This window comes from Streptomyces durhamensis (assembly GCF_000725475.1).
GTDB lineage: Bacteria > Actinomycetota > Actinomycetes > Streptomycetales > Streptomycetaceae > Streptomyces > Streptomyces filipinensis.
This window is the reverse complement of record NZ_JNXR01000010.1, coordinates 194,668-214,103: the sequence shown is the minus strand read 5'-3', so window position 1 is coordinate 214,103 and position 19,436 is coordinate 194,668. Positions and strand designations below refer to the sequence as shown.

20 protein-coding genes are annotated in these 19,436 nt (G+C 71.8%); 4 read left to right on the top strand and 16 right to left on the bottom strand.

Annotated features, from left to right (window positions below):
- Positions 1-131: 131 nt before the first annotated feature.
- Complete coding sequence (locus IO33_RS0116985) at positions 132-518, bottom strand: TOBE domain-containing protein (RefSeq protein ID WP_031165568.1); 387 nt, start codon at positions 516-518, stop codon at positions 132-134.
- Between the two features lie 584 nt (positions 519-1,102).
- Between IO33_RS0116985 and IO33_RS0116975 the strand changes: the two genes are divergently transcribed.
- Positions 1,103-1,474 carry a winged helix-turn-helix transcriptional regulator gene (locus tag IO33_RS0116975; protein ID WP_078963710.1) on the top strand — a complete coding sequence of 124 codons (372 nt, stop codon included), beginning with the start codon at positions 1,103-1,105 and terminating at the stop codon, positions 1,472-1,474.
- Between the two features lie 48 nt (positions 1,475-1,522).
- Here the strand turns inward: IO33_RS0116975 and IO33_RS0116970 are convergent, their stop codons facing one another.
- The 3 genes from IO33_RS0116970 to IO33_RS0116960 all read right to left on the bottom strand — a co-directional run bounded on the left by IO33_RS0116970 (position 1,523) and on the right by IO33_RS0116960 (position 4,399).
- The gene (locus IO33_RS0116970) at positions 1,523-2,167 is read right to left on the bottom strand and encodes an FMN-binding negative transcriptional regulator (protein ID WP_031165566.1); all 645 of its coding nucleotides are present in this window, start codon (positions 2,165-2,167) and stop codon (positions 1,523-1,525) included.
- Positions 2,168-2,249: 82 nt separating this feature from the next.
- Positions 2,250-3,206, bottom strand: coding sequence for a MerR family transcriptional regulator (locus IO33_RS0116965; RefSeq protein WP_031165565.1), 957 nt, complete (start codon positions 3,204-3,206; stop codon positions 2,250-2,252).
- 47 nt (positions 3,207-3,253) lie between these two features.
- Positions 3,254-4,399 carry a permease gene (locus tag IO33_RS0116960; RefSeq protein WP_031165564.1) on the bottom strand — a complete coding sequence of 382 codons (1,146 nt, stop codon included), beginning with the start codon at positions 4,397-4,399 and terminating at the stop codon, positions 3,254-3,256.
- Positions 4,400-4,550: 151 nt separating this feature from the next.
- Between IO33_RS0116960 and IO33_RS0116955 the strand changes: the two genes are divergently transcribed.
- Positions 4,551-4,988, top strand: coding sequence for a hypothetical protein (locus tag IO33_RS0116955; RefSeq protein ID WP_031165562.1), 438 nt, complete (start codon positions 4,551-4,553; stop codon positions 4,986-4,988).
- A gap of 181 nt (positions 4,989-5,169) precedes the next feature.
- Here the strand turns inward: IO33_RS0116955 and IO33_RS52500 are convergent, their stop codons facing one another.
- The 3 genes from IO33_RS52500 to IO33_RS0116940 form a co-directional block, all read right to left on the bottom strand.
- Entirely contained in the window at positions 5,170-5,343 is a 174-nt protein-coding gene (locus IO33_RS52500) for a hypothetical protein (protein WP_245235821.1), read from the bottom strand.
- A gap of 68 nt (positions 5,344-5,411) precedes the next feature.
- Entirely contained in the window at positions 5,412-7,808 is a 2,397-nt protein-coding gene (locus IO33_RS0116945; protein ID WP_031165560.1) for a glycoside hydrolase family 65 protein, read from the bottom strand.
- On the bottom strand, positions 7,805-8,548 hold the full coding sequence (locus tag IO33_RS0116940) for a beta-phosphoglucomutase family hydrolase (RefSeq protein ID WP_031165558.1): 744 nt from the start codon (positions 8,546-8,548) through the stop codon (positions 7,805-7,807). The genes IO33_RS0116945 and IO33_RS0116940 overlap by 4 nt, the downstream gene beginning before the upstream one ends.
- Before the next feature lie 191 nt (positions 8,549-8,739).
- Here IO33_RS0116940 and IO33_RS0116935 point away from each other — a divergent pair, with 191 nt between their 5' ends.
- On the top strand, positions 8,740-9,075 hold the full coding sequence (locus IO33_RS0116935) for a hypothetical protein (protein ID WP_031165556.1): 336 nt from the start codon (positions 8,740-8,742) through the stop codon (positions 9,073-9,075).
- A gap of 196 nt (positions 9,076-9,271) precedes the next feature.
- Here IO33_RS0116935 and IO33_RS0116930 read toward each other — a convergent pair whose 3' ends face one another.
- From IO33_RS0116930 to IO33_RS0116915, 4 genes are all read right to left on the bottom strand, one after another.
- The gene (locus IO33_RS0116930) at positions 9,272-10,072 is read right to left on the bottom strand and encodes a cytochrome c oxidase assembly protein (protein ID WP_031165554.1); all 801 of its coding nucleotides are present in this window, start codon (positions 10,070-10,072) and stop codon (positions 9,272-9,274) included.
- 20 nt (positions 10,073-10,092) lie between these two features.
- Positions 10,093-10,650 carry a DUF2243 domain-containing protein gene (locus IO33_RS0116925; RefSeq protein WP_031165552.1) on the bottom strand — a complete coding sequence of 186 codons (558 nt, stop codon included), beginning with the start codon at positions 10,648-10,650 and terminating at the stop codon, positions 10,093-10,095.
- A gap of 155 nt (positions 10,651-10,805) precedes the next feature.
- Entirely contained in the window at positions 10,806-11,363 is a 558-nt protein-coding gene (locus IO33_RS0116920) for a pyridoxamine 5'-phosphate oxidase family protein (protein ID WP_031165550.1), read from the bottom strand.
- A 56-nt stretch (positions 11,364-11,419) separates the two neighbouring features.
- Positions 11,420-11,893, bottom strand: coding sequence for a MarR family winged helix-turn-helix transcriptional regulator (locus IO33_RS0116915; RefSeq protein WP_031165548.1), 474 nt, complete (start codon positions 11,891-11,893; stop codon positions 11,420-11,422).
- Positions 11,894-11,978: 85 nt separating this feature from the next.
- On the opposite strand from IO33_RS0116915, the gene IO33_RS0116910 reads away from it, so the two are divergent.
- The gene (locus IO33_RS0116910; protein ID WP_031165546.1) at positions 11,979-12,824 is read left to right on the top strand and encodes an SDR family NAD(P)-dependent oxidoreductase; all 846 of its coding nucleotides are present in this window, start codon (positions 11,979-11,981) and stop codon (positions 12,822-12,824) included.
- Positions 12,825-12,914: 90 nt separating this feature from the next.
- On the opposite strand, the gene IO33_RS0116905 is transcribed toward IO33_RS0116910, so the two are convergent.
- The 5 genes from IO33_RS0116905 to IO33_RS0116885 all read right to left on the bottom strand — a co-directional run bounded on the left by IO33_RS0116905 (position 12,915) and on the right by IO33_RS0116885 (position 19,277).
- A complete protein-coding gene (locus tag IO33_RS0116905) occupies positions 12,915-13,745 on the bottom strand; it encodes an EamA family transporter (protein WP_031165544.1) in 831 nt (276 codons plus the stop codon).
- A gap of 173 nt (positions 13,746-13,918) precedes the next feature.
- The gene (locus tag IO33_RS0116900) at positions 13,919-15,346 is read right to left on the bottom strand and encodes an alkaline phosphatase family protein (RefSeq protein ID WP_031165542.1); all 1,428 of its coding nucleotides are present in this window, start codon (positions 15,344-15,346) and stop codon (positions 13,919-13,921) included.
- A 219-nt stretch (positions 15,347-15,565) separates the two neighbouring features.
- Entirely contained in the window at positions 15,566-16,717 is a 1,152-nt protein-coding gene (locus IO33_RS0116895; protein WP_245235820.1) for an LmeA family phospholipid-binding protein, read from the bottom strand.
- Between the two features lie 218 nt (positions 16,718-16,935).
- Positions 16,936-18,465, bottom strand: coding sequence for a glycerol kinase GlpK (gene glpK / locus IO33_RS0116890; RefSeq protein WP_031165538.1), 1,530 nt, complete (start codon positions 18,463-18,465; stop codon positions 16,936-16,938).
- A gap of 44 nt (positions 18,466-18,509) precedes the next feature.
- The gene (locus tag IO33_RS0116885) at positions 18,510-19,277 is read right to left on the bottom strand and encodes an IclR family transcriptional regulator (protein WP_031165536.1); all 768 of its coding nucleotides are present in this window, start codon (positions 19,275-19,277) and stop codon (positions 18,510-18,512) included.
- Positions 19,278-19,436: the final 159 nt, after the last annotated feature.

The following is a 19,436-nucleotide window of genomic DNA, read 5'->3' as shown; positions in this document are numbered from 1 at the left end:
CGGAGGAGGAGCAGGCGCTGAGTGCCATCAGGGCGGCGGCTCCCGCACCGGCCAGCTGCAGCATTCGCCGGGTCCGGCGCACGGAACGGGTCATCACGGGTCCACTCCCTCAAGGTCCTTGACGGACTCATCTACGGTCTCTCGACGACCACGTTGGTCGACTTGATCACGGCAACCGCCGGAACACCGGGCTCCAGCTTCAACTCCTCAGCCGACTCGCGGCTGACCATCGCCACCACCCGGAACGGTCCGGCCTGGATCTCCACCTGCGCCGACACATCTCCGAGGATCACCTCGGTGACGATGCCGGAGAACCGGTTGCGGGCGGAGGAGCCGGTGGACTCCCGCTCGGCCTGGTGCAGCTGCCTGGCGTAAGCGGCGAGAGCCGGCCCCGGGATGATCCGGCGGCCCAGCGCGTCGCGTGCGGCGGTGAGCTTCCCGCCGTCCACCAGACGCCTCACGGTGTCGGCGCTGACGCCGAGTAAGGCGGCCGCGTCCCCGATCCGGTAGGTGTGCATGCGCCGATGATACTGCCGCAGATGCGAGGGAAAAGTCATCTGTCGCTTTGCATGAGCCGAAGCATCCCTCCGTCTCCTTGGCATGTGCGTTTGTACGTGAGGAGCGGCCGGGTACGGTCACCCGGGAGGTGGGAGCCCGCGAGTCAGCCCCTCGCAGCCGCGGGTACGACCGTCGGACCGGTGCCGGAACGTGCCCTGACCGGCGGCCGGGGTGCCGGTGCTCGGCGTGTGCCTGGGCGCGCGGCTCCTGGCCTCGGCGGCGGGCGGAAGGGCCCGGGCCTGTAGCGGCGCTCCCGTCGGCTGGGCGCGATCCGCCGCGCTCCGGCCGCGCGCGGCGACCCGCTCTTCGCCGGCGTGCCCGAACGGCTCCGCGTTCCGCACGGGCACGCCGGCACCATGGAGCTGCCTTCCGGGGCCACCCTGCTGGCCTCCTGCGAGCGTTCCCCGGTCCAGGCGTCCCGGGCCGGGGGCTCGGCCTGGGGTCTGCGGTTCCCTCTGGAACCGGACGAGAGGACCGCCGACGCGTTCGCCGCGGCGTGCCCGGACGAAGCGGCCACTGGTCGCTGCTGGTACTGCGGGACGCCATGAACGGCGTGCGCCGTTTCGACGACTTCCGCCGGCACGTGGGACTGTCGGATGCGGTGCTGGCGGACCGGCTGCGCAAACTCGTCGCCGCCGGGATCCTGGACACCGTCCCCTATCGCGAGCCCGGCCGCCGTACGCGCCACGAGTACCGGCTCACCCGCAAGGGCTGGGATCTGTGGCCCGTGATGATCGCCCTCAAGCAGTGGGGCGACCGCTACACCGCGGACGCGGAGGGGCCGCCCCTGGAGGTACGGCACCGTGACTGCGGCGAACCGGTGGAAGCCGTCGTCGTCTGCACGGCCGATCACGGGCGTCTCGATCCGCGGCAGGCATACACCAGACCCGGTGCCTCGGCGCGCGCGGCGAACTGAGGGGGCGTCAGAGCCGCGGGTGGGCCGTGGTGCCGTAGCGCGCGCTGCTCAGGACGTGGTGGTGTGCGGGTCGTGGGCACGGACCGCGGCGGCGAGCGCGGTGTCACCGGCCCGGCCGCGGGCTTCGAGCCCCGCGACGACCCCCTCGACGTTCTCCCGCGGCTGGTTCTGGCTGAGCTTGAACTTCGCTTCGACGCGGCTGATGAGCAACTCGACGCCGACGACAGCCCGCAACCGGCCCGCGATGTACCGGGCCGGGGCCTGGTCGACCGACCAGGGCTCCTCGGAACCGGCCTCGTGCCGGTCGGCCAGCCGACGCATCTGTGCCTCGATCCAGGCCGGGTCGTCGTGGACGACAAGCCGCCCGTAGACATGCGCGGCCATGTAGTTCCACGTGGGCACCACCCGATGGTGCTCGCGCTTGGTGGCGTACCAGGTCGGCGTTATGTACGCCTCGGGCCCACGGACGATCACCATGGCCTCGCCCTGCACCGGCTCGCGCCACTGGTCGTTGGCGCGGGCCATGTGCCCGATCAGGGCGCCGTGCTCCCCGGCGTCCGGGTCGTACTCGAAGGGCAGCAGGGTGGACAGCAGGCCCCGCGCGGTCATGGTGACCAGGTCGGACGCCCCGTGATGGGCCAGCAGGTCACGGACGGCGTCCTCGTCGGGCACGAAGTGCTTCGGAACGTACACGGGCGGGCCTCCGTCGGCGATCGTGAGAAGGGGGAAGAATGCCTCCGCGGGCGTCGGACGGCCCATGGCCGCCGGCACCGCCCTACAAGGGGTTCTCGCGCAGCCAGGTCAGCACCTGCTGGGCGTGTTCGTCCGGCGGGAAGACCGGGTAGAAGGCGTGCTCGATCACGCTGCCGCGGACGACGAGGGTCAGCCGCCTGAACAGCCGGGCCCCGTCGGCCTCGAAGGTGGGCAGGCCCAGGGTGTCGGCGAGGCCGAGGGCCGGGTCGGAGAGCATGTCGAAGGGCAGGCCGAGCCGCTCCACGACCTCGTTCTGGTAGCCGGTGTCCTGGCTGGACAGCCCGTACACGCGGCCGGCACCGGCTTCGAGGAGGTCCTGGAAGTGATCGCGGAAACCGCACGATTCGGGGGTGCAGCCGCGGGCGCCCGGGATGGAGTTCCAGCCCTCTGGCAGGTCGGTGCCGGGACGGCCGGTGAGAGGGTAGATGTAGATCACCGTGCGCCGGGACCCGAGTGCGTCCAGGCGGACCGCTCTGCCCGCGGTGTCCGGCAGCGCGAGGGGCGGCATCGGCGTGCCGGGCAGGTGGGCGGCGGCGCCGTCGTCCTCGGGGACGGGCAGGTCCGCGGGCAGGGTCAGGTAGTCGCTGCCTGCCGCTCCGCCCGCCTTGCGCGGTACGACACCGCTGCCGCGGTGGGCCGCGATCTGCAGGTGGGCGATCAGTGTGGCGCGGCGCGCGCTGAGCGCCTCGATGCGCCCGGTGAGTTCGTCGATCGCCTCACGGTAGGTGGCCAGCGAGGCGGGGCAGTCGTCGGCGTGCAGGCTCCCGGCGGCCAGGCACTCCAGGAAGGGCCGGGTCCGTTCGACGGGGATGCCCAGCTGGTGGAGGGCCCTGATCTCGCGCACGAGGCGCACATCGGCGTCGCCGTAGTCGCGGTAGCCGTTGGCGAGCCGCTCGGGCGTGATCAACCCGAGTGATTCGTAGTACCGCACCGCTTTCGTCGTCACGCCGGCCTGACGCGCGAGTTCACCGATCTTCATGCCGCTCACCTCGTCGCTCACGCTAAACCCTGCCCTTGGGGGCAAGGTCAAGCGCCGGGGCGCTCGGGTGCCCCGCCCATCATCCGCAGCATGGCCGGGCCGCCGGTGCGCAGGAAGCGTACGAGCATGGCGGCGGCCGGCAGCAGGAAGGCGATGTTGAGCCAGGTCGTGTAGTTCCAGCTGACACCCTCCTGGGGAAGCCTCGCCCCGGACTGGTCCGGGATGAGACCCAGGCCCCCGAAGGCGAACTCGACGAGGTATCCGGCCAGGGCCATCGCCGTGAAGAAGGTCAGGAACAGGAACGCCGCCATCCGTGCCCCGTAGTACTTCCGGTAGATGTTCAGGATCGGCAGGATCAGCAGGTCCGCGTAGATGAAGGCGATCACGCCGCCGAAGCTGATGCCGCCCTTCCACAGCACGACGGCCAGCGGCACGTTGCCGATCGAGCACACGAAGGTGGCGATCGCGACGAGCGGGCCCACGAGCGGACCGATCAGCTTCGCCGCGAGCGGATGGTCGGCGAGGAAGAACGCGCGCCAGAATTCGTCCGGCACCCATGCGGCGATCGCCCCCGCGATCAGCAGGCCCGCCACCAGGTCGCGCAGGATCGCCGCCCACTCCATGACGAAGATGTGCGACACGGAGGTGAAGCCGTCCCGGGAGAGCAGCCGGCGGAGGAAACCGCCCTCGCCCCGCATCGACATGTCCATGGCCGCGTGGCCTTCCATGGAGCCGGCCAGCCCCCGTTCGGCCTGCTCCCCGGCGCTGCGCAGAAGTCGCTGCCGCAGGAGGAGACGGAACAGGACGGCAAGCAGAATGATCATGACAGGTCCGCCGGTGAACTCCGCCACGGTGAACTGCCAGCCCATGAGCAGCGCGAGGATCACGCCCAGCTCGATCACCAGGTTGGTGGAGGCGATCTCGAAGGCCATCGCGGCCGTGAAGTCCGCGCCCTTGCGGAACAGCGAGCGGGCCAGGGCGACGGCCGCGTAGGAGCAGGACGACGAGGCCGCGCCGAGCCCCGCGGACAGGGCCAGGGTCCGCGGTCGGTCGTCGCCGAGCAGACGTACGACGGTCTCGCGGCGCACCGCCGCCTGTACGACGGCGGACAGGCCGAAGCCGAGGACGAGGGCCCAGGTGATCTCCCAGGTCATCGCCCCGGCAACGGCCAGGGCGTGCCCGATCGCATGCATGGCTTGCGCACCCTTCGCCGAAGCGGTTCCTTACCCGGAATCCTTTCCAACGTCGTTTGCGTATCCCCTCACAGGAGGCGCCGCCTCCCGGGACGGAGCAACCCCTTCGTCCCGTAGGTCTCTTGCGCACATATCAACGGCTGGAGTCATCATGACCTCCCTCTCCGTCACCGACGTCACCCTCAGAGGGCTGGGAGCGTGCTGCGCCATCGGCAACGTCGTGCTGCACGGCCTCCTTGTCCCCGATCACCTGGAGGAGAAGTTCTACATCGGCCTGCTGTTCGCCCTGGGCAGTGCCGTCATGCTCGTCGTGGCCGCGGCACTGCTGAAGCTGAGGCGTCCGGCGGCCGCGTGGCTGGCCGGATCCCTGGTCAGCCTGGGCATGATCATCGGTTTTCTGTTGTCCCGCACCGTCGGTCTGCCCGGCGGCTACTACGAACCCGGTTGGGAGTCGCCGTACGGCCCGCTCTCCCTGCTCGTCGAGGGGTTGTTCGTCCTCACCTGCCTCGCCTGGCTGGGAGCGAGGCCGACGGCCGCCGTCGCGCCGACGCCGTCACACAGGACGGCGGCCGGTTCGGTACCCCGCTAGGGAGTTGGGCCGAAGCGGGCCATGACAGTCATCGTCGGCCGGATGTCCCGCACGACCGGCAGCCTTCGCCGCACCGGCCCCGCCGTCTTCATCGCGCCGCGCAGGGTGCGTCCGCTGCACCACCGGGGCACCGCGTCGAAGACCAGGCCCCCGCCGGGAAACGCCCCGGCGCAGCCGGCGATCAGATCCCGTCTCCGAAGGGATAGTCGATGCGCTCGACGAGCTCGATCGCCTTCGCGTCGTCGAGCACCGGGTGCGGCTGCCGTGCCGCGAAAGCCCGCTGGTGGAGATTCCACAGCAGCGTCTCGGGGACGCCCTCCAGGTCGATGCGCCGCCGCCCGCCGTGGTCCGTCACGCCTTCCCCCGGTACCGGTCGCCGTCCGCCTGCCGAGGGCGGCCGTACGCAGCAGGTTCCCCGCCGCGCTACTCGAGTGTCTCTGTCCGGGAGTCCTCGTCGGCGGGCAGGCCCACCGGGTGGCGGCCCGGCGGCTGTTGCGGCTCGGGGCGCGGGGGCACGGGGGGCATCGGGCGGACCACCGGCTCGTCGCCGGTGACGGTCGTCGGCTGCCCGTGGTGCAGCACGACCAGCGGGTCGCCTGCCACCAGCTGGTATCGCGCATGGGCCGGGCCGATGTCCACCTTCAGTCTGCGTCCGCGCACCAGCACGGTGAACGCCACCCTGGACAGCGCTTCCGGCAAGCGTGGTGCGAACGCCAGCTGGTCCGGCTTTCCGTCCTCGCCGATGTGACGGCGCATCCCCCCGAAGCCCACGACCACGGCGATCCAGGTTCCGGCGAGGGAGGCGATGTGCAGCCCGTCGCGGGTGTTGTGCTCGAGGTCGTCCAGGTCCATCAGCGCGGCCTCGCCGAGGTAGGCGTAGGCCAGTCGCAGATGCCCGGTCTCGGCGGCGAGTACCGCCTGGGAGCACGCCGAGAGGGAGGAGTCGCGGACGGTCAGGGCGTCGTAGTAGGCGAAGTTGCGCGCCTTCTCCTCGTCGGTGAAGGCGTGCGGGCACTCCAGCATCGCCAGTACCAGGTCGGCCTGTTTCAGCACCTGCTTGCGGTACAGGTCGAAGTAGGGGTAGTGCAGCAGCAGCGGATAGTTCTCGGGCGGGGTCGCCTCGAAGTCCCAGCGCTGGAAGGACGTGAAACCGGCCGACTGTTCGTGGACGCCGAGAGCGTCGTTGTAGGGCACCGCCATGCGGGCCGCGGCGTCCCGCCACACCGCGGCCTCCTCGTCGTCGACACCGAGTTCCGTGGCGCGGCCCCGGTGACGGACCGCCGCGTCCGCGGCGGCGAGCAGGTTCTGCCGGGCCATCAGGTTGGTGTACAGGTTGTCCCGGGCCAAGGCGCTGTACTCGTCGGGGCCGGTGACCCCGTCGATGTGGAAGACGCCCTCCGCGTCGTGGTGACCGAGGGAGCGCCACAGCCGGGCGGTCTCCACGAGCAGGTCGAGCCCCTCCGCGCGCTCGAAGTCCTCGTCTCCGGTCACCATGACGTACCGTACGACGGCCGCGGCGATGTCGGCGTTGACGTGGAAGGCGGCCGTCCCTGCGGGCCAGTAGGCGGAGCACTCCGCGCCGTCGATGGTCCGCCAGGGGAACGTCGCCCCCGACAGCCCCAGTTGACGCGCGCGCTCCCGTGCCGCCGGCAGCGTCCGGTGCCGCCATCGCAGCGCCGACGCGACGGCATCCGGCGCGGTGAACGTCAGCACCGGCAGCACATAGGACTCGGTGTCCCAGAAGGAGTGGCCGTCGTACCCGGTGCCGGTCAGGCCCTTCGCGGGAATCGCCCGGTTCTCGCCGCGGGCCGCCGCCTGGAGCACATGGAAGAGGGCGAACCGCACCGCCTGCTGGATCTGCGCGTCGCCCTCCACCACGACGTCCGCGCCGTCCCAGAAGCGGTCCAGGTACGCCCGCTGCGCCGCGACCAGTCCGTCCCAGCCGGTGCTGACCGCGGCCGCCACCGCCCCGTCCACCTGGTCGTGCACGGCCGGCAGCGAACGCTCCCCGGACCAGCCGTAGGCCACGAACTTGACCAGCCGCAGCGGCTGTCCGGGCTCCAGGTCCGCGGTCACCGTCAGCCGGCTGACGTCGGGCTCGCTCTGCGCCGTCCAGCTCGTGCTCTCGGGCCCCTCGATCAGATGGTCGGCCGCCGCTCCCACCCGCAGCGCGCTGCGGTCGGTGCGGTGCACGAGCCGCAGCCGGGTGTCCTGCGCGAAGTGCTCCTCGGGCCTCAGCGGGGACTCGGTCGCCGCGGCGACACGCGGGTCGCCCGCGAAACGGGGCAGCTGTTCGTTGGCGACGAGTTCGGACTGCACGGCCACCGTGGTCGGTCCGTCGACCGGCTCCACCTCGTAGACCACCGCGGCCACCGCCCGCTGGGTGAAGGACACGAGCCGGCGTGACGTGATCCGGACGGTACGCCCGCCGGGCGAGGTCCACCGCGCGGTCCGGGTGACCAGACCGGAGCGGAAGTCCAGGACCCGCTCGTGGGCCAGCAGCCGGCCGTACCGCAGATCGCACGGGTGGTCGTCGACGAGCAGCCGGATGATCTTGCCGTCGGTGACGTTGATCATCGTCTGGCCGGACTCGGGATACCCGTAGCCCGCTTCCGCGTACGGCAGCGGATGCGTCTCGTAGACGCCGTTGAGGTAGGCGCCGGGCAGTCCGTGCGGCTCTCCCTCGTCGAGGTTCCCGCGCCACCCGACGTGCCCGTTGGACAGCGCGAACACCGATTCGCTCTGGGCGAGCACATCGAGATTCAGCTCGGTCTCGCGCAGGCACCACGGCTCTACCGTGAAGCTGGGATGAGTGATCACCGCGACTCCAGCAGTTCCGCCAGGTCCCGGACCACCACGTCCGCCCCGTGCGCCCGCAGTTGCTCCGCCTGGCCCACCCGGTCGACCCCCACGACCACGCCGAACCGGCCCGCCCGGCCCGCCGCGACGCCGGCCAGGGCGTCTTCGAACACGGCCGCCTCGTTCGGCTCCGTGCCCAGCCCGCGGGCCGCCTCCAGGAAGGTGTCCGGGGCGGGCTTGCCGCGCAGATGACGCTGGTGCGCCACGACTCCGTCGATCCGCTCGTCGAAGAGGTCCTCGATCCCGGCCGCGACCAGGACGTCCCGGCAGTTCGCACTGGACGAGACCACCGCGCAGCGCAGCCCGGCCTCCCGCACCGCGTGTACGAAACGGACCGATCCCTCGTAGGGTTCCACCCCGTCCTCGCGGATCCGCCGCAGCACCAGGTCGTTCTTCCGGTTGCCCAGTCCGTTCACGGTCTCCGCCTCCGGCGGGTCGTCGGGCGACCCCTCGGGCAGGCGCACCCCGCGCGCGGCGAGGAACGTGCGCACGCCGTCCTCACGGGGGCGCCCGTCCACGTACTCGTCGTAGTCCTCGACCGCGTCGAAGGGCACGAACGGGCTGCCCTCACGGGTCGCGCGCTCGCGGAGATAGCCGTCGAACATCTCCTTCCAGGCGGCCGCGTGCACTTTCGCGGTCTGGGTGAGCACCCCGTCGAGGTCGAACAGGCAGGCACGGACGTGATCAGGAAGCCCCAGCATGCCGCCGAGGCTAGAAGCCCGCTGCGCTCTGCTGCGGCAGGACACCGCCCGGCCGGCCGGAAGGCACCCACTCGGTGGAGGCGGGGCGGCAACCGGGCAGGCGGCCCACGGCGGCGCCGCGGAGAGCAGCTGCCTCTGAGGTTCCTCAAGTGGTTTGGCGGAACGGGCAGGTGACAGGCACAGTGATCAACATGAAGGCATTCACGGGGCTGACCAAGAGGCACGACGCCGTACTGCTCATCCGCGACTCCGACCTGGTCGCGGCCACCCTGCGCCAGGCGCTGGCGGAGGCGTCCGCGGAAGAGCGCCCGGGCCTGGAGCGGGCCGCCGCCCTCGTCGAGGCAACGGCCGCCGCCACGGACACCCAGCTGCGCGCCCGCTGGGTCCGTTCCCGGCTGGAGGCCGTCGGCTTCACCGGGGCCGTCGACTCGGTCGCGGCGGTGAAGGCGCTGCGCCAGGCAGAGCCCGCGCTGAGCCTGCTGGCGGCCGTGCAACTGCAGAGGGACGCGGTGGCCCACCCGGAGTGACCGGCACGCTGCGAGGCGCCCCGGCCGTGCCGTACGAGCACCGGGCGGACTACGGCGCCTTGACCGCCCGGTGCCGGTCGGAGCCGGCCTGCCGCGGTGTGCGGCTCTCCCGGAGCCCCGGCGGACTGGCTCGGGCCGGGTGAGTGGCCGCCCGCGGCCCGCTGACATCCCGGGGTGCCGCTCCCGAGGTGGTCCGTCAGTCCCGCACCGCCGCGTAGGCCAAAGACGTCCGCGGTGCCCGGTCCGGGCGCCAGGTGGCGACGAGGGCCGCCGCGAGGAGGAGTTCGGCGATGTCACCGCCGTAGTACATGATCTCCGCGCCGCCCCGCACCTGGGGGATGGGAGCGTGGACGTCGACCCAGAAGCCGCCGTACATCAGCTGTGCGACGACCGCGTGCACGGCGATGGCACAGCCGAGGCAGACCAGCCGGGCCCGTACGCCGAGACGGCCCGGGGCGGGGTCCGGGCCGGCGATGGCATGGGCGAACAGGCAGCCGGACAGCAGGAAGTGGGCGTGCAGCAGCCAGTGCCCGGCCGGATGGGCCATGGCGGTGTTGTAGAGCGGTGTGAAGTACAGGACCGCGAGACTGCCGGTGGACAGCAGCAGGGCCACGACCGGATGGGTGAGGAGACGGGCCGGACGGCTGTGCAGCACCAGGGTGAGGGCGCGGGCGCGCGGGGCCGGCAGGGCACGCAGCAGGAGCGTCACCGGGGCGCCGAGTACGAGGGCGAGCGGTGCGTACATGCCGATGAGCAGGTGCTGGGCCATGTGACCGCGGAAGTCGCTGTGGGCCAGGGGTGCGAGGGGCGGCATCAGGGCGACGGCCGCCAGGGCGAGACCGAGGCCGAAACTGACGCTGCGCCAGGAGCTCCAGCCCCGCGCGGGGTTGCGGCGCCGCGCGCGGCGGACCAGGCAGAGATGGAGGACGACGCACACCAGCAGGCCCAGCAACGGCAGCAGGACCTGCCACGCGCCGCCGCCCTCCGGGTGATGCATGGGGCCGCGGTCATGGCCCATCAGCGGACCCGTCCCGCCCGCCCGGTGCCGGTCGCCTGCGGCTCGTAGGGCCGTGCACCCCGCTGGAGGAGCAGGCCGCCGGCGACCAGCAGCGCTCCCAGGGCGAGGAAGCCCATGTCCCACCAGAGCTGGTGCGGCCCGCCGTGCACGTGGTGGATGCCCAGGATCTGGTGGTCCAGAATGCCTTCGACGAGGTTGAAGATGCCCCAACCGGCCAGAATCCACCCCCACAGAACCCGCGAGGCCCACACCGCGCGCCTGCCGGTCGTCACCCGCGCGTAGAGGATCGCGAGACCGGTGAGCACCGCGATCCAGCACACGGCGTGGAAGACCCCGTCCCACACGGTGTTCATCTCCAGCCCCGAGACGGTGTGCGGGTCGTAGTACTTCACCCCGATGCGATCGTGGTTGGTGCTGGTGAGCATGTGGTGCCACTGCAGGAGCTGATGCAGCAGGATGCCGTCGACGAACCCGCCCAGCCCCACCCCCAGCACGATCCCGGGCAGCCGAAGGTCCGGCGGTGCGGCGTCGGCCCTGGTTCCGTCCCCGATGGACATGGCCTTCCTTCCCCTGGCGTCCGCTGTCCCTCCTAGGAGCTATCAGCTCGACCGCGCGACCGCGCCACCGCCGTCGGCCATTCACCGCCGAGGCCGCCCGACGGCGAGGAATCCGGCCAGGGGCGCGGCCGGCGCTCAGGGGGCGTGTTCCGCGCTCAGAACGTCCACCGCGTGTGCGTGAAGACCCCCTCGCGCCGACCGAAGCCGTACGCCGTCCCGGGGACCACCGCGAACACCACCACGGCACCCTTGCGCATCGCGTCCCCGATGCCGTGGAAGCTGCCTTCGGGCGAGGTGATGTGCGGCCCGTACTTCTCCTCGTACGCCGCGACGACCTCATCCAGCACGGCCGGATCGGAAACCGGCTCGGCCCTGCCCTCGACCACGAGGTCGAGTCCTGAGCCGAGCGCGTTCCCGCCGGTGGTCAGCGCGCAGTGGCTGTCCTGGGCGAGGTTCCTCGCCTTCTGTTCCTCCTTGCCGGTGGAGAAGTACAGCACCCCCTCGTGCCAGGCGGCGATCACGGGTGTGACGTGCAGCCGGCCGTCCGGGCGTACCGTGGACAACCAGAAGATCTCGGCGGCCGTCATCTGCCGTTCGGCCTCGGCCCATTCGGTGGCGGTGACGTCCGCGGCACCCGGGCGCGGATTGAGAGCGGAACTGTAGCGGGCGTCCAGCTCGGTCCTGGGCTGTCCGGCGGATCCCTGTGGGGGCATGGCGGATCTCCTTGTGTCCGGGCCGCCCGAAGGCGGAGCCGGGCTTCGCGGCGCGCTCAGCCCGAGGTGGGTGCGTTCTCCTTCGCCGCCTTGAGCTTGCGCCACACCGTACCGAGGGCTTCCATGTCGTGCTCGTCGAGCAGGTCCGTGAAGACCGGGGCCAGGACCTCCCGGCGGGTGGCGTCGGCCTCGGTGAAGACGCGGTGGCCCTCGGTGGTGAGGGACACCTCGACCGACCGTGCGTCGCGCGCGGAGGGGCTGCGGGTCACCAGGCCCCGGGCCTGGAGTGCGTCCACGACCCGTGAGACCTGGCTGCGGCTGAGCATGGTGCTGTTGCCGAGGACGGAGGCCGGAACGGGGTCCGGGCTGGACGCCAGCCACAGCATGACCTCGAACCAGGACACAGGGAGGTCGTGCGCCTTGGTGAGGGCCCGGTCGACGCGCTCTGTCAGCACGGTGCCGGCCCAGACGAGCCCGTAGAAGGCGTAGTCGGCGGCGGGCATCTCGGCCTGGGGCAGCTTCTTCGGCATGGGTCCAGTATAGACGAGTTGCGTGTGCACACACATAAAGCTATGTTGTGTGTGCACGCACATAAATGATCGAAAGGCCTGGACCATGTCCACCACCCCGCGCACCGTCCTCATCACCGGCACCTCCTCCGGCATCGGCCTCGCGGCCGCCGTCGCCGCCGCCCGGGCAGGCTGGCGGACCATCGCCACCCTCCGTGACACCACCCGCAGTGAGGCACTGCGCAAGGCTGCCACGGAAGCGGGCGTCGACCTCGACATCCGCCGGCTCGACGTGACCGACGAGGCGTCCGTCGCCGCCGCCGTCGACGGCGTGATCGCCGACTACGGCCGCCTGGACGCCGTCATCAACAACGCGGGCGCCGGCCACCTGGGCACCCTGGAGAACGACGCCGTCGCCGAGGTCCGCACCGTGATGGAGGTCAACTTCTTCGGCGTGCTGAACGTCTCCAAGGCCGCACTCCCGCACCTTCGGGCCACCGGCGGGCGCCTGATCACCGTCACCAGCGTGGGCGGCGTCATCGGCCAGCCGTTCAACGAGGCGTACTGCGCCGCCAAGTTCGCGGTCGAGGGCTACATGGAGAGCCTGGCCCCGGTCGCGCGGACGCTGGGCGTGAGCGTCTCCGTCGTGGAACCCGGTGCCGTCGCCACCGAGTTCGTGAACAACCTCGGCTTCGACCTGGAAGCGGACATCGAGGAAGGCCCGTACTCCGACGCCCTGCGCCACTACATCGACCGTACCGTCGAGCGGTTCCTGGACGGCAGCGCCCAGACCCCGGCCGCGGCGGCGGAGGCGGTCATGGAGGCGCTCACCGCGGACCGGCCCGCGTTCCGGATCCAGACCTCCGACTGGGCCCGCGCCTTCGTCGGCACCAAGCTCGCCGACGTCGACGGCTCCGCGGTCCAGGACCTCACCGCGGCCTGGGTCGACTGACCGGCCGGCCGGGACGCCGGCCGCGGGGCCCGACCGCGACGAGAGCGTGTGACCGGGCGAGGCGTCTCCCTCGCCGGGCCGGTGCCTGGATCAGCCGAGGGTGGTGAGGGCGGTCGCCGCCGCCGCGGCGAGCAGGCCGGTGACCTGGAGGCGGGTCGAGCGCTCGGCGAGCAGGACACGGGCGAGCAGGACCGTGACCGCGGGGTAGAGGGCGGTGAGCACGGCGACGACGGCGAGCTGGCCCTGGCCGGTGGCGGCCAGGAAGAGCAGGTTGGCGGTGCCGGCGAGCAGGCCGGCCACCACGGTCGGCAGGACCGCCGGTCGCCAGTCGCCCTCCCGGGGACGCGCTGCCCGCGCGAACGGGAGCACGAGGACCAGTGCCGCGGCCTGGCCGGGGACCAGCGGCCAGGCTCCGGAGGCGGTGCCGGCGCGGTCCAGGGCGATGAACAGCAGTGCGAATCCGGCTCCGGCGACGATGCCGTGGCCCAGCCCGGCGCGGCCGCGGCGGTCGGACCGGGGTTGCCAGGACACCAGGGCGATCGCCGGCACCGCGATGATGACGCCGGTCATGGCCACAGGGGAGAGGTGATCGCCGAGGACGAGCCCGACGAGGGCCGGGATGACGGCGGTGAGGACGGCCGAGCAGGTCGCGGTCACCCTCATCGCTCCGACCGAGAGGCCGCGGTACAGCGCCAGCGTGCCCGCGGCGCTCCCGAGCCCGCTCAGCGCACCCCAGGTCAGTACGTGGGACGTCGGCCCGGCCCCGGGGAAGAGCAGGACGCCGACGCCGGCGGCGAGCAGCCCGAAGGCCTGCACGACCGCCGTGACCGGCCCGGCCGCGAAGCGCCGGCTGCCCACCCCGGCCGCGAAGTCCGAGCTGCCGTAGGCCAAAGACGCCAGCAGCGCCAAGAGGGCACCCACGGACCTGTACAACCGCCGGGATCCGGCGCATGTTCCTCAGCCGCCCCGGGCGGCGCCCGGCGGGCGGAAGCGGCCGGTGGCCGTGGCGGTCGGATCGTTGCCGAGCCGACGCGGCGCCGCGCGCCCGTCCGCCCTCCGGCCTTCGCCGGCCCCCGGCCGCGCAGCGCGGTGCCTCACACGTGCGGACGGCGGCCCCTCTCCTGGCGCGGGAAGGTCTGGTCCGCTCCCGGGAGCGTCGGCTTCGGGAGCGTCGCCACCTCCCTTCTGGCCCTCTCCAGCTGCCGCGCGGTGTCCTCGGGGAGCCGGGGCGGGCGGGGGCGGGCGTCGCGGAAGCGGAAGGCGGTCGTGAGGTCGCCGAAGGTGGCACGCCGCCACTCGCTGATGTTCGGCTCCGCCACCCCGGTGAACCGTTCCAGGAAGCGCAGGGCCGAGGTGTGGTCGAAGGCCTCCGAGGCGACCCAGCCACCGGCGGTCCAGGGGGAGACGATGACGGCCGGGACGCGGAAGCCGCCACCGATCGGCAGACCCTGGACGTACTCGTTCGGCGTGCCCACGGGCGGGATGGGCGGGGGCACGTGGTCGAACAGGCCGTCGTTCTCGTCGTAGTTGAGGATGAAGGCGGTCTTGCGCCACACCTTCGGGTTCGCCGCGATCGCCTCGATCTTCGAGGCCACGAAGTCGGCGCCGGCCGCCGGGAGGTGGTCGGGGTGCTCCGACTGGTGGCTCGTCGGCATGATCCAGCTCACGGCGGGGAGGCGGTCGCCCCGGGCGTCGTCCTCGAAGGTGCCCTCGGGCTGCGGGCGCACGCCCCGCTCGTACAGGTCGGAGCCGGGCCACGCGTTCCTGAAGGCGGCGAACTGCTCCAGCATGTTGCAGCCGTAGTCGTCGTCCTGCTGGTACACCTTCCAGCTGATCCCGGCCGCCTGGAGCCGTTCGGCGTACGTCGTCCAGCGGTACGGCGTGGGCGCGACGTTGCTGATGACCGGGCCGCCCCTGGTGCCGCCCGGGTCGATCGTGCCGGTCATCCACATCAGGCGGTTGGGCCAGGTGGGGCCGAACACCGAGCAGTAGTAGTGGTCGCAGACGGTGAAGGTCTCGGCGAGCGCGAACTGGAACGGGATGTCCTCGCGCGTGTAATAGCCCATCACATACGGGCCGTTGACGCCGTCGGCCCTGCGGTGGGCGGGCAGCCACCGGTCCATCCTGCCGCCGTTCCAGGCCTGGTGCTGCACGGACCAGGCGTGGCTGGTGGACGGGATGGCCTGGGCGCTGGATGTGCGGGTGTCGAGGTGGAAGGGCAGCAGATAGCCCTTCGGGTTCGCGGTGTCGGGCTGGTGGAAGACGGAACGGCCGTTGTCGAGCCGGAGGGCGTGCGGGTCGTCGAAGCCGCGGACACCGGACAGGGTGCCGAAGTAGTGGTCGAACGACCGGTTCTCCTGCATCAGCATGACGACGTGCTCGATGTCGCGCAGCGAGCCGTGCCGGGGCGGCCCGGCGGCGACCGCCCGCTGCACGCTCGGGGGGAGGAGGGAGAGGGCCGCGGTGCCGCCCAGCGCGCCCGCGGCCGCACCCAGAAGTCTGCGGCGTGTCAACTCGGCCATGATGGCCCCTTCTTGAGCGGTGAAGCTCTCGGAGTGACGGCCGGCCCGGCGAGAAGGCGGGCCGCCGCTCATCCTTCGCCCGTCAGGGCGGGGCGCATCAGGGAGGTGCGGTGAACAGGTGACCAACGCGCCGGAAGGGCTTGGCCAAGCCGTGACTTCCCACACCTGGGCGTTCCGCGGCCGTTGCCGCGCGTTGGGAAAAGGGTGGCTGCTACACCCTCACCGGGGGTGTCCCACGAGCAGTCCCGCCCCCGACACGTCGGCGTGGATGCCGTCCTTGGCCACCGTCACCCCCTGCAGGCGCATGGTGCCCCCGGGGGGCTTCGGGAGCTGAACGGCGAAGGAGAAGCGGTCGGCGATCTGGGGACGGGTGAGCTTGGTCAGTGCGGTGAGCAGCGACGGGTCCAGGCCCAGCCGTTCGAGGAGCGCCGGATGGGCGAGTGCCGCGTCCACCAGGTTCACGCGGGTCAACTGGTGCAGGAAGCGCGGTGCGCCGGTGAGTCGGTGGAGCTTGTCCTCGTCGTGGAGCGCGGCGCGCACCGCGCTGTCGGGGACGCCCAGGCGGTGCACGATCTCGGGGAGCGCCAGGAGAGCCCTGATCTTCTCCGCCTGCCCGGTGAGACGGCGTGCCGCGGCGGGGGTCAGGTGGAGACCCTCGGTCGGCCCGGTGCCGGGCCGGTAGGTCGCGAGGTCGTCGATGTCGAGCCGGATGCCGTCCACGGAGGTGGCGATGCCGCGGTCCCCGTCGCGCCGGATACGGGCGTCGGCCCGGACGCTCAGCTCACGGCCCGCCATGCGCAGGGTGCCGTGGGCCCGGACGCGGTCCGGCCCCTGAGCCGTGAAAGCCACCTGGGAGGCGCCGAGTTCGCGGTTCATGTCGGCGAAGGACAGCAGGACCTGGCCGTGCAGCTGCCGGACGAGCGCGCCGCGCACCGTGGTGGGTCCGTCGCCGTCGATGCGTATGTCGTGTGCGGTGGCGGTGACCTGGGTGAGCGTGACCCGGTGCGCCGGGATGTCGGGGACGGTGACCTGGACCGAGTCCAGGCGCCGGGCGGCCAGTTGCGTGAGAAAGGGAAAGCCGCCGATCCGTACCTCGGGGGCGGCGGCGAGATGCAGCTTGTCCTTCAGCTGTTCGGAGGCCTTGTGCTCGGCGTACAGCAACGCCCAGCGGTCGGCCAGGGTGACGAGGCAGGCGAGGGTAAGAACCCAGACGAGGAAGCGGGCCACGGTGGGCAGACCGGTGGCGCGGTTGCGACGGCGGCTGCCGCGCCGGTGGTTGGGGGGTGCCCAGGGCTCCTCGGCCTCGTCCTCCAGCCGGGCCGGCGTGCCGTCCTCGGTGAGGAATTCGTCGAGCGGATCGTCCGCCAGCAAGGCCAGTTCGTCGTACGGATTCCGGCGGGATGGAACCTGTTGCGGGGGAGGCCCGTCCGACTGAGCAGCGTGATGCGTCGTTGTGTGGGGGGTACGCATCGGTAGATTTGATCACATAGCCACACCAGCTGTGCAAGTTCCGCCTGAAGTAAGGCGTGAAACACATCACTTCACGACCGGAGCCCGGCCGACAGCGGGAGTTGCGCGGGCGAACGGCCTCAGGGCGGGCCCGACTCGGCGGATCGCGAGGGTCTGGCCCACCCCAGGGACCGTTCGACCGCCCGCTGCCAGTTCTCGTACTCCGACTCCCGCAGCGCGGGATCCATGGCGGGCAGCCATTGCGCCGCCCGGTGCCAGTTGCGGCGCAGCACTTCCAGGTCCGGCCAGTAGCCGTCCGCGAGGCCGGCCGCGTAGGCGGCGCCCAGGGAGACCGTCTCGGCGACCAGGGGCCGTACGACGGGCACGTCGAGGACGTCGGCCACGAACTGCATGAGCAGGTTGTCCGCGGTCATGCCCCCGTCCACCTTGAGCTGCTGGAGGGGCACCGAGGAATCGGCGTTCATGGCGTCGACGACCTCCCGCGTCTGCCACCCGGTGGCCTCCAGGACGGCACGCGCCAGATGCCCCTTGGTGATGTACGAGGTGAGGCCGACGATGACCCCGCGTGCGTCGCTGCGCCAGCGGGGCGCGAAGAGCCCCGAGAACGCGGGGACGATGTAGCAGCCGCCGTTGTCCTCGACCGTCCGTGCGAGGGTCTCGATCTCCGGGGCGCTGCTGATCAGGCCCAGCCGGTCACGGAACCACTGGACGAGTGCGCCGGTGACGGCTATGGACCCCTCCAGGGCGTAGGCCGGCCGCTGGTCCCCGATCTTGTAGGCGACGGTGGTGAGGAGCCCGTGCCGGGACCGTACGACGTCGCCGCCGGTGTTCAGCAGCAGGAAGCTCCCCGTCCCGTAGGTGCACTTCGCTTCACCCGGGGAGAAGCAGGTCTGGCCGAACAGAGCGGCCTGCTGGTCGCCGAGCGCGGCCGTGATGGCGACGCCGGGGAGCAGCGCGCGGGCGTCGCCGTACCTCTCGGCCGAGGGCCTGATCTCGGGCAGCATCGAGCGGGGGACCCCGAAGAAGGACAGCAGGTCCTCGTCCCAGGTGAGCGTGCGGATGTTCATCAGCATCGTGCGGCTGGCGTTGGTGGCGTCGGTGATGTGCAGGCCGCCGTCGGCGCCCCCGGTGAGGTTCCAGATCAGCCAGGTCTCCATCGTCCCGAAGAGCACCTCGCCGTCGACGGCGCGTTGCCGCAGATCCTTGACGTGGTCGAACAGCCAGCGGATCCGCAGCGCCGAGAAGTACGTCGAGGGGGGCAGCGAACACCGCTGCAGGAAGAACTCCTCGCCCGGGTTCCTTCTGAGGTCCTCGACGAGCGGCGCCGTGCGGGTGTCCTGCCACACGATCGCCCGGCCCAGCGGGGCGCCGGTCCGCCGGTCCCAGAGAACCGTCGTCTCGCGCTGGTTGGCCAGGCCGACGGCGGCGACCTGTCCGGTGCCGACACCGGCGTCGGACAGGGCCTCGGGCACGACCCGTCGGAGGTTCTGCCAGATCTCGACCGCGTCGTGCTCGACCCAACCGGGCCGGGGGAAGTGCTGCTGGTGCTCCTTCTGCGCGACCGAGACCAGCCGCCCGCGGTGGTCGAACAGAATGCATCGGGTCGAGTTGGTGCCCTGATCGATGGACATTACATACCGTTCAGCCATGATCGGGTCTGCCTTCCGACGGATCGAGGGGCGGCTGTCCGGGCCTACCAGCGGGCGGCTCCCAGGTCTCTGGAGATCGCGCGCGCGGCTTCCCGGATCAGGGTGATCAGACTCGGGCGGGGCTCGCCGTGGCTGTCGCAGATCCGTTCCACCGGCCCGGACAGCCCGATAGCACCGACGACGAGGCCGCCGTGGCCCCGGATCGGCGCGGCGAGCCCGGCCTCGCCCATGCTCATCTCCTGGATCTCGGCGGCCCAGCCGAGTTCCCGCACCTCACCGAGCGCCCGGGCGAGCTGCTCGCGATCGATCAGCGTGTGGCGGGTGTAGGCCTCCAGTCCCGGCTGGTCGGCGTTCTCGGGCGTCGCGGTCCCGAAGGCCAGCAGGACCTTGCCGAGCGAGGAGGCGTGCAGGGGCAGCAGCGAACCCACGTCCAGCGTCTGGAAGGTGTCGTCCGGCCGGAACACATGGTGGACGATGAGCACGCTGCCCTCCAGGGGGGTGCCCAGGCGTACGGCCTCCCCGCTGCGGGCGGCGAGGGCGTCGGCCCAGTTCAGGGAGCGCGAGCGGAGCTCGTTGACGTCCAGGTAGCTGGTGCCGAGGTGCAGCAGGGCGGCTCCGAGCTGGTACTTCCCGGTCGCCGCGTCCTGCTCCACGAAGTCCACGTGCTGGAGTGTGCGCAGAATGCCGTGGGCGGTGCCCTTCGCCAGCCCGAGCGAGGCCGCCACCTCGCCGAGGCCGAGTCGGCGGGGCCCGCCGGCGAGCAGACGCAGGATCGCCGCCGCCCGTTCGATCGACTGGACTGGGCCGGCCATGAGGCGAGCCTATTACCGCTGTGGACGCTTCGCCGCGCGGGCGGGACGGCACTCGGTGGTCGCAGGGGAAGATCGGCGTTCGGTAATGCCGACCGCTGTTCATTGACGCGCCTGATTTGTCTTCATAGCGTGCTACGAGGCCGGAATTGCGAGACGCGG